The sequence below is a fragment of the Rhizobium sp. PEPV16 genome, from assembly GCF_008919455.1.
Classification (GTDB): domain Bacteria; phylum Pseudomonadota; class Alphaproteobacteria; order Rhizobiales; family Rhizobiaceae; genus Rhizobium; species Rhizobium leguminosarum_Q.
In genome coordinates this window covers 1-8,687 of sequence record NZ_VSZV01000165.1, presented here as the reverse complement: position 1 = coordinate 8,687, position 8,687 = coordinate 1, and the positions used below count along the sequence as shown (strand labels likewise).

Genomic DNA, 8,687 nt, shown 5'->3' with positions numbered 1-8,687 from the left:
ATGCCGGATCGAGGCTTTTCGATTTGAGGATGATGTCGGTCAGCAGGCGGCCGACATCGCCGAGGTCCTTGTTGCGGACTTCGCGCAGGATCCTGTCGGCATAATCGCTGACCGCCTGCTGGGCGCGGTCGCCATAGACCGAAATGCCGGCACGGTCGGTGATGTTGATGCTATCCGAAATGCGGGCAATTTCCGCCGGATCGGCGACAACAACCGGCAGGGCGGCATCCTGAACAGTCGCGAGATCGGTGTCGGCCATGATTCGGGCTTTCAAGCTTGCGATGCGTAATGGCTACGCAGTCCAGCAGATAGACGTCATCGCAATGGCTTGGCCGCCAGGATCGCACCGACCCGAAAAGCAGGACGACAGACGGCGACTCAGTCATCGCTGATCGCCGAACCATAGTGAATTTTATGATACAGTTTTATGACAGGCGAGAGCCTGTCGCCTACTTGCAAACCTCGGCCTTGCGGTCCAGCAGCTCCAGCTTGGCGAGCTTGCCGCTCAGGACGAAATCACCGTAATCCATCGTCAGATCGCGGGTAATGCCGTTCTCATAGAGCTTGAAGGACATGCGGTAGACCGGCAACGCATCCGATTTCGCACTTTCGTTGAAATAGGCGATCGTCACCGGCCAGAAGGCCGTCTTGGAGAAGGCGCCGGCGTTGCCGGCATCGGCTTCCTCGGCGATCGGCGTCTCCTGCTTGCCGACGATCGTCGTCGTCGCCAGCGACTTGTCGCCGTCGTCCGAACCGTCAAAAACGCGCGCCTCGAAGAAGCGCTTGCCGTCCTTGGCGTGCTGGATCACATCGAGCATATGTTCCGTGGGAAAACGGCTTTCTAAAAGCTGCAGCTCGCGGCTCGCCGGCTGCTTGAGATCGACCTTGACACCATCAGGCTGGTCCTGCGCCGCACCGTTGACCTCTTTATCGAGCTGCTCGTCGGTGAAGGATTTGGTGTCGAAAGTGAACTTGCCGTCCTTCAGGTTTTCGAAGGTCTTCGTCTGCTGATCGCTGACACGCACGCTGTCGCCGGTGTCGATCTGCGTCACGAAGCGGAAATTGGTGGTAAAGCCCTGGCAATAGCTGCCGTCGAACTCATAGACCATGCGACCGTACATGGCGGCGATGCCGGAGCGGTCCGAGGCATCCTTCAATTCCAGATCGTAGACCGCGCGATGTGCGACGAGGCCGGTCGCGATCGCAGCGCTAACCGCGGGCGCAGCCGCCCATGCATTGGCGGAAACGCTGGCGAGAAGCAGAGCGACAAGACTCGATCGGAACATTCATTAACTCCTGTTGGACTCGGTCGCCATGTTATAAGAACGCTTTCGGCCAAATCGAGGCTCGAAACTGTCATATTGAAGAATCTAGTCTTGATGCATAATTTTTGAAGAATTGACAACAAAAGCGGAGACGAAAATGCCCGATGAAATTGCGGCTCGCCTGATTGAGATGGGGATAACCCTTCCCGAAGCCGCAGCACCTGCTGCAAATTACGTTCCCTATGTCATCAGCGGCAATCTTCTCTACATCTCCGGCCAGCTGCCGCTCGAAGGCGGCAAGGTCGCTGTCTCGGGCCATCTCGGCACGACAGTCGACGTTGCAACGGGCCAGCGCGGCGCCGAACTCTGCGCCATCAACATCCTTGCCCAGGCGAAGGCCGCACTTGGCGGCGATCTCGGCCGTATCCGGCGCGTCATCAAGCTGAACGGCTTCGTCGCCTCGGCGCCCGACTTCGTCGAGCAGCATCTCGTCATCAACGGCGCTTCGAACCTGATTGCCGGCGTGCTTGGCGAAGCCGGCAAACATGCCCGCGCTGCCGTCGGCATGGCGGCCCTGCCGCTGAATGCCGCCGTCGAGATAGACGCTATCATGGAAATCGCAGAATGACCAATGTTGCCTGGATCAGGGAACTGCCGGTCGCCCATCGCGGCTATCACGACCTCAACACGCATGTCTGGGAAAACACGCTTTCGGCCTTCTCGCGCGCCGTCGAAGCGGGCTTTGCGATCGAATGCGACCTGCATTACGCCTCCGATGGCGTGCCGGTCATCTTTCACGACGAGGACCTGCAGCGCCTGTGCAATCTCAACGGCGACATCCGCGAGCGCACCTCTCGGGAACTCGGACTGATCGCCGTTGGCGGCACAAGCGACAAGGTGCCGACGCTGCGCCAGCTCCTCGATCTCGTCGAGGGCAAGGTGCCGTTGGTGCTGGAGCTCAAGGGGCGCGAGGCCGATGACGAAGGTTTCGCCGAAGCTGTGCTTGAGGTCCTCGAAGGCTATGAGGGCAAGGTGGCGCTGATGAGCTTCGACCACTGGCTGCTGCGCGATCTGAAGGCGCTTGGCTCACCCTACCCGCTCGGGCTGACCGCCAACGGCAACACGCCGGAAGAGTTAAAGGCGCATGCGAAGGCGATGGAGATCGGTCTCGATTTCATCTCCTATTATTATGACGACCTGCCGAATGCCTTCATCACCGGCGAACGCGAAAAGGGCATTCCCGTCATCACCTGGACGGTGCGTGACGAAGAGGCGCGCCGACGCACGTTCGCCAATGCAGACCAGATGACCTTCGAAGGCTTCGATCCGCGTGGGACTGTTTGACGCTCGCTTTTTGGCCAAGATCATGCGCAAACTGCTGCATAATTCCTTAAACCGGATCGATTTGAGGACAAAATTATGCCGCAACTCAAAGTGTTACAGCGTCCTTTGCGGATCTGAAAAGACGCGCGGCGCTGTAAGGCAGAGCCGAGACTATCCTCCCACAGGCTTCGCATTTGTCCCATGACTGATGAATTATCCATTCGCGTAGAACGCTCCTTCACCGCGATTTCCCCGGAGAGCTGGTCCAGGCTTTCCGGGGCCTCGAAGACCTGCGCTACGATTGCCTACAACCCTTTCGTTTCGCACGCCTTTTTATCGTCGCTGGAAGAATCCGGCTCGGCCGACGCAGAGACGGGATGGCTCGGCCACCATCTGCTGGTCGAGACCGGGCACGGCGAACTGATCGGCGCCCTGCCCGGCTATCTCAAGAACCACAGCCAGGGCGAATATGTCTTCGACCATGGCTGGGCCGACGCATTCGAGCGGGCCGGCGGGCGTTATTATCCCAAACTTCAGTGCTCGATCCCGTTCACCCCGGCGACGGGCCCGCGGCTTCTTGTCGCCGAAGGGCTGCAGCGACTGCCGATCCAGAGCGCGATCGCCGAAAGCCTGAAGGAGGTGGTGCGCCGGCTCGGCATCTCCTCGGCCCACATCACCTTCGTGCCGGATGATGAGATCGGCGTCTTCGAGATGGACGGCTATCTGCACCGCACCGACCAGCAGTTCCATTTCATCAATGACGGCTATGCCAATCACGAGGATTTTCTCGAAACGCTTGCCTCGCGCAAACGCAAGGCGTTGCGCAAAGAGCGCCGCGCCGCCCTCGAAAACGGAATCAGCATCGACTGGCTGACCGGCCGCGACCTGACCGAACGCATCTGGGACCAGTTCTTCAAGTTTTACATGGATACTGGCGGGCGCAAGTGGGGCCGGCCCTACCTCACCCGCAAGTTCTATTCGTTGATCGGCGAGCGCATGGCCGACGATATCCTGCTGATCATGGCCAAGCGCGACGGGCGCTATATCGCCGGCGCGATCAACTTCATCGGCGGCGATACGCTCTACGGCCGTCACTGGGGCTGCATCGAGGATCATCCCTTCCTGCATTTCGAGGTCTGCTATCACCAGGCGATCGACTTCGCCCTTTCGAAAGGGCTGAAACGGGTCGAGGCCGGAGCGCAGGGCGAACACAAGCTCGCCCGCGGTTACCTGCCGGTGACGACGCATTCCGCCCATTATGTCGCGCATGCCGGCCTTCGCCGGGCGATCGGCGACTATCTCGCCCGCGAGCGCGCCGATGTCGAACAGATGAGCGAGTTGCTGAGCGAGCACAGTCCTTTCCGCAAGGGCGAGCGTCAGCAGGAGGATTGACGCCGCCGTACCGGCTGCGTTACCCGCTCGACGACGCATATTCCTTAAATCGGAATCGATTTAAGGATAAAACTATGCAGCAATTCAACGTGCGACAGCGTCCATTGCGCGTTTGAAAAGACGCACGGCGCTATGAAAAACGAGGAGATTCGTGATGACCAGCCCGGCCGCTTATGACGACAACAACATCTTCGCCAAGATCCTCCGCGGCGAAATCCCCTCGCACCGGATTTATGAGGACGAGCATACCATCGCCTTCATGGATGTGATGCCGCAGGCGCCGGGCCATGTGCTCGTCCTTCCCAAGGCGCCATCCCGCAATATTCTCGATGCCGATCCAGCCACCCTCACCCACGCAATTACCGTTGTCCAGAAGATCGCCAATGCGGTGAAGGATGTCTTCGACGCCGATGGCGTGTTCGTCGCCCAGTTCAACGAGCCGGCGGCCGGGCAAACGGTATTCCATCTGCATTTCCACGTCATCCCCCGCCATGAGGGCGTGGCCCTGAAGCCGCATTCCGGCAAGATGGAGGATGGTGCCGTGCTCGCCGCCAATGCCGAAAAGATCAGGGCAGCACTGACTTAAGGTCGACCCAGCCAATATCACGCGAGGGCGGCCTCACCAGTGACACTCCCGTCCTTGTTGAACGGCGATTTTCTGGATATATTACCGGAAATAAGCTGAAGGTGCATCGTGACCAGTTCGCAAAAGCGTGCCATTCAAAATTATCGATCCCGCCTCGGCGAGCGTGGTATGGCGCGCTTTGAGGTGATTGCGCTTGACAGCGACCGAGATCTTATCCGCTCCCTTGCTCGGCGCCTTGCGGAAGAAGGTCCGGATGCCTCGCGTTTGCGTGCGGTCGTCAGTCAATCGATTGCCGGCGAGCCTGCTCCGAAAGGCGGCATTCTGGCCGCGCTTCGCCGCTCTCCTATGGTCGGCGCTGACCTCGACCTCACGCGCCCTCGCGAGGAAGGTCGCAAAGTCGACCCTTGATGCGTTATCTGCTCGACACGAACATTCTCAGCAATGTCACCAAGCCGGCGCCATCGGAGCCCCTGCTGGCCTGGATGGCCGTTCAGACCGACACAGACCTCTTTATTTCCTCCCTTACCGTCGCCGAGATCCGACGCGGCGTTCTTGAGAAGCCTGCCGGCAAGAAGCGCGATCAGTTGGAGGCATGGTTTTCAGGGCCCGAAGGTCCGCAGGCCCTATTTGCCGGTCGTATCCTCGCATTCGACGAGAAGGCCGGCCTGATCTGGGCACGGCTGATGGCTGATGGAAGGGCCAAAGGCCGGCCACGCAGCGGCCTCGACATGATCATCGCGGCTGTCGCCGAGGCCAACGGATGCATTGTCGTCACGGATAACGAGAAAGATTTCGACGGGTTCGATATCGTCAATCCGCTGCGGTATCCTTCATGACCGGCATACCCATCCCATCGTTCCCGTTGACGCTCTTCTACTGAATTTCGTTCGCACCTCTGAAGGAACAAGATCATGATCCGCCATACTGTCGCGTTCCGCCTGAAGCACGAAGCCGGCTCGGCTGAAGAAACGTCGTTTCTCGCCGACGCGCTGGTGCTTGCCAAGATCCCGAGCGTGCGGAACTTCGAGCAGCTTCGGCAGACGAGTCCAAAAAACGATTTTACCTTCGGCTTTTCGATGGAATTCGACGATCAGGCTGGCTACGACACGTACAACCTCCATCCCCTGCATGTCGCCTTCGTGCGCGACCGCTGGGTGCCCGAGGTCGCCGACTTTCTCGAGATCGACTACACCAGGCTCTGAAAAGGGCATACAGATCCGGAAACGAAAAAGGCCGCGGGTGACGCGGCCTTTTCCAATTCGGTGACAGTATCTTACTTCTTGCGTGGAACCTTCGGAACCGCGCTTCCCTTCTTCGGGGCGTCGCGGACCTCAGGCTCGGCCTGCGGCACCGCCTTGGCGCGCGTCTTGCGGGCTGCCTTCGTCTTCAGCTCGCCGTCATCCCCATCCTCGGCTTCGGGATGCACGACCTCGGCTTCGGGCTTCGGCTTGATCGGCGCCGTTTCCGAGATGGCTTCGAGCACGATGCCGGGCTTGCCGTCTTCCTTCGGGCCGACGGTGACATTGACGACGCCGCCCTTCTTCAGCTTGCCGAAGAGGATCTCGTTGGCAAGCGGCTTCTTGATCGTATCCTGAATGACGCGAGCAAGCGGGCGGGCGCCCATCTTCTCGTCGTAACCCTTTTCCGCCAGCCAGGCGATCGCATCCTCGTGCAGGTCGAAGGTGACGTTCCTTTCGGAAAGCTGGGCCTCCAGCTGCATGATGAACTTCTGTACGACCTTGTGGATGACGGCCGTCGGCAACGCCGCGAAAGGAATGATCGCGTCGAGACGGTTGCGGAATTCAGGCGTGAACAGGCGGGTGAGCGCCTCCTCGTCCTCGCCGGTGCGCTTGGACGAGCCGAAGCCGATCGCCGCCTTGGCCATTTCCGACGCACCCGCATTCGTCGTCATGATCAGGATGACGTTGCGGAAGTCGATCTTCTTGCCGTTATGGTCGGTCAGCGTGCCGTGGTCCATGACCTGCAGCAGGATATTATAAATGTCGGGATGTGCCTTCTCGATTTCGTCGAGCAGGACCACGCAATGCGGGTGCTGGTCGACGCCATCGGTCAGAAGACCGCCCTGGTCGAAGCCGACATAGCCGGGAGGCGCGCCGAGCAGACGCGAGACCGTGTGCCGCTCCATATACTCCGACATGTCGAAGCGCAGGAGTTCGACGCCGAGCGACGATGCCAGCTGCTTTGCCACCTCGGTCTTGCCGACGCCGGTCGGACCGGAGAAGACATAGGCGCCGATCGGCTTGTTCGGCTCGCGAAGACCGGCACGTGCCAGCTTGATCGAGGTCGAAAGAGCTTCGATCGCGATATCCTGGCCGTAGACCACAGAACGCAGTTCCTGCTCAAGATTGGCGAGCACCGCTTCATCGTCCTTGGAGACGGTCTTCGGCGGAATGCGCGCCATCGTGGCGACCGTTGCCTCGATCTCCTTTTCGGTAATCAGCTTGCGGCGCTTGGACGGCGGCAGCAGCATCTGGGCCGCACCGGTTTCGTCGATCACGTCGATCGCTTTGTCGGGCAGCTTGCGGTCGGAGATGTAGCGGGCCGACAATTCGACGGCCGACTTGATGGCATCGTTCGAATAACGCAGGTGGTGATACTCTTCGAAATAGGGCTTCAGGCCCTTCATGATCTCGATCGCATCTTCGATCGACGGTTCGCTGACGTCGATCTTCTGGAAACGACGGACCAGCGCACGATCCTTCTCGAAGAACTGGCGGTATTCCTTGTAGGTGGTCGAACCGATGCAGCGAATCGCGCCCGATGATAGGGCCGGCTTCAGCAGGTTCGATGCATCCATCGCGCCGCCCGAGGTGGCGCCAGCGCCGATCACCGTGTGGATCTCGTCGATGAAGAGCACGGCGCCCGGATATTCTTCCAGTTCCTTGACGACCTGCTTCAGGCGCTCCTCGAAATCGCCGCGGTAGCGCGTGCCGGCCAAGAGGGTGCCCATGTCGAGCGAGAAGATCGTCGCATCGGCGAGCGCTTCGGGAACCTTGCCTTCGACGATGCGCTTGGCAAGGCCTTCGGCGATCGCCGTCTTGCCGACGCCGGGATCACCGACGTAGAGCGGATTGTTCTTCGAACGGCGGCACAGGATCTGGATGGTACGGCTGACCTCGGCGTGACGGCCGATCAGCGGATCGATCTTGCCGCCCTTGGCCTTCTCGTTGAGATTAACGCAATAGGCCTTGAGCGCATCCTGCTGCTTCTTCGGGCCGCCCTCTTCCTCGCCGCCGCGCGCAGTCGGCTTGCTGCTTTCGGCTTCGTCCTCAGCGCCGCGCGGGGGACGCACATCCGAAGCGCCCGGCCGCTTGCCGATGCCGTGGGAGATATAGTTGACGGCATCGTAGCGGGTCATCTCCTGCTCCTGCAGGAAATAGGCGGCGTGGCTTTCGCGCTCGGCGAAGATGGCGACGAGCACGTTGGCGCCGGTCACCTCTTCGCGGCCAGACGATTGCACGTGGATGACGGCACGCTGGATGACGCGCTGGAAGCCGGAGGTCGGCTTCGAATCCTCGTCATAACCGGTGATCAGGTTGGAAAGTTCGTTATCGACATATTCGACGAGCGTCTTGCGCAAGGTGTCGAGATCGACATTGCAGGCACCCATGACCGCGGCCGCATCGGCATCGTCGATCAGGGCAAGCAGCAGATGCTCGAGCGTCGCATATTCGTGGTGCCGCTCGTTGGCAAAGGTCAGTGCCTGATGGAGCGCCTTCTCTAAACTAGGCGAAAATGTTGGCACGTTCAGATCCTCACTTCTTTTCCATGACGCATTGCAGCGGATGCTGGTGCTGCCGGGCGAAGTCCATCACCTGGCTGACCTTCGTTTCCGCTACCTCGTATGTGAATATTCCGCATTCGCCAACGCCGTGGTTATGGACATGAAGCATGATGCGGGTGGCACTTTCACGATCCTTCTGAAAAAAAAGCTCCAGAATATGGATGACGAATTCCATGGGAGTGTAGTCGTCATTCAAAAGCAGCACGCGATAGAGGTTGGGCTTTTTGGTCTTCGGCTTGGTGCGTGTGATGACCGAGGTTCGATTTGCGTTGTCCCCGTTCCTTTCGCTGTCGTTCTGCATCCGGATCGGCTTTGC

The 8,687-nt window shown here is 59.8% G+C and carries 11 protein-coding genes; 7 read left to right on the top strand and 4 right to left on the bottom strand.

All coding sequences use genetic code 11. The features are described 5' to 3' along the window. Positions 1–259 (bottom strand): toxic anion resistance protein (locus FY112_RS03660; RefSeq protein WP_181018140.1); only part of this gene is annotated, 259 nt, incomplete at its 3' end. 190 nt (positions 260–449) lie between these two features. Continuing rightward, a complete protein-coding gene (locus FY112_RS03655; RefSeq protein ID WP_151517717.1) occupies positions 450–1,286 on the bottom strand; it encodes a cell envelope integrity EipB family protein in 837 nt (278 codons plus the stop codon). 136 nt (positions 1,287–1,422) lie between these two features. Here FY112_RS03655 and FY112_RS03650 point away from each other — a divergent pair, with 136 nt between their 5' ends. From FY112_RS03650 to FY112_RS03620, 7 genes are all read left to right on the top strand, one after another. Continuing rightward, the gene (locus FY112_RS03650; RefSeq protein ID WP_017960272.1) at positions 1,423–1,893 is read left to right on the top strand and encodes a RidA family protein; all 471 of its coding nucleotides are present in this window, start codon (positions 1,423–1,425) and stop codon (positions 1,891–1,893) included. Further along, the gene (locus FY112_RS03645) at positions 1,890–2,609 is read left to right on the top strand and encodes a glycerophosphodiester phosphodiesterase (RefSeq protein WP_017960271.1); all 720 of its coding nucleotides are present in this window, start codon (positions 1,890–1,892) and stop codon (positions 2,607–2,609) included. The genes FY112_RS03650 and FY112_RS03645 overlap by 4 nt, the downstream gene beginning before the upstream one ends. A 180-nt stretch (positions 2,610–2,789) precedes the next feature. Continuing rightward, entirely contained in the window at positions 2,790–3,980 is a 1,191-nt protein-coding gene (locus FY112_RS03640) for a GNAT family N-acetyltransferase (RefSeq protein WP_151517716.1), read from the top strand. A 154-nt stretch (positions 3,981–4,134) separates the two neighbouring features. Further along, the gene (locus FY112_RS03635; RefSeq protein WP_094086060.1) at positions 4,135–4,566 is read left to right on the top strand and encodes an HIT family protein; all 432 of its coding nucleotides are present in this window, start codon (positions 4,135–4,137) and stop codon (positions 4,564–4,566) included. Positions 4,567–4,674: 108 nt separating this feature from the next. Next, complete coding sequence (locus FY112_RS03630) at positions 4,675–4,974, top strand: hypothetical protein (protein ID WP_027665977.1); 300 nt, start codon at positions 4,675–4,677, stop codon at positions 4,972–4,974. Beyond that, on the top strand, positions 4,974–5,402 hold the full coding sequence (locus tag FY112_RS03625; RefSeq protein ID WP_181018141.1) for a PIN domain-containing protein: 429 nt from the start codon (positions 4,974–4,976) through the stop codon (positions 5,400–5,402). Before FY112_RS03630 ends, FY112_RS03625 begins: the two co-directional genes overlap by 1 nt. 75 nt (positions 5,403–5,477) lie before the next feature. Next, on the top strand, positions 5,478–5,768 hold the full coding sequence (locus tag FY112_RS03620; protein ID WP_003559040.1) for a Dabb family protein: 291 nt from the start codon (positions 5,478–5,480) through the stop codon (positions 5,766–5,768). A 71-nt stretch (positions 5,769–5,839) separates the two neighbouring features. On the opposite strand, the gene clpA is transcribed toward FY112_RS03620, so the two are convergent. Together clpA and clpS are read right to left on the bottom strand one after the other, a co-directional pair. After that, complete coding sequence (gene clpA / locus FY112_RS03615) at positions 5,840–8,332, bottom strand: ATP-dependent Clp protease ATP-binding subunit ClpA (RefSeq protein WP_094086063.1); 2,493 nt, start codon at positions 8,330–8,332, stop codon at positions 5,840–5,842. A gap of 10 nt (positions 8,333–8,342) precedes the next feature. Continuing rightward, positions 8,343–8,687: ATP-dependent Clp protease adapter ClpS (gene clpS, locus FY112_RS03610; RefSeq protein ID WP_246700596.1), on the bottom strand; the 345-nt coding region annotated here is incomplete at its 5' end.

What these genes read in the sequence shown, in the direction of transcription:
- FY112_RS03655 (WP_151517717.1), bottom strand. Translation starts at nt 1,286, where the DNA reads ATGTTCCGATCGAGTCTTGTCGCTCTGCTTCTCGCCAGCGTTTCCGCC.
- FY112_RS03650 (WP_017960272.1), top strand. Translation starts at nt 1,423, where the DNA reads ATGCCCGATGAAATTGCGGCTCGCCTGATTGAGATGGGGATAACCCTT.
- FY112_RS03645 (WP_017960271.1), top strand. Translation starts at nt 1,890, where the DNA reads ATGACCAATGTTGCCTGGATCAGGGAACTGCCGGTCGCCCATCGCGGC.
- FY112_RS03640 (WP_151517716.1), top strand. Translation starts at nt 2,790, where the DNA reads ATGACTGATGAATTATCCATTCGCGTAGAACGCTCCTTCACCGCGATT.
- FY112_RS03635 (WP_094086060.1), top strand. Translation starts at nt 4,135, where the DNA reads ATGACCAGCCCGGCCGCTTATGACGACAACAACATCTTCGCCAAGATC.
- FY112_RS03625 (WP_181018141.1), top strand. Translation starts at nt 4,974, where the DNA reads ATGCGTTATCTGCTCGACACGAACATTCTCAGCAATGTCACCAAGCCG.
- FY112_RS03620 (WP_003559040.1), top strand. Translation starts at nt 5,478, where the DNA reads ATGATCCGCCATACTGTCGCGTTCCGCCTGAAGCACGAAGCCGGCTCG.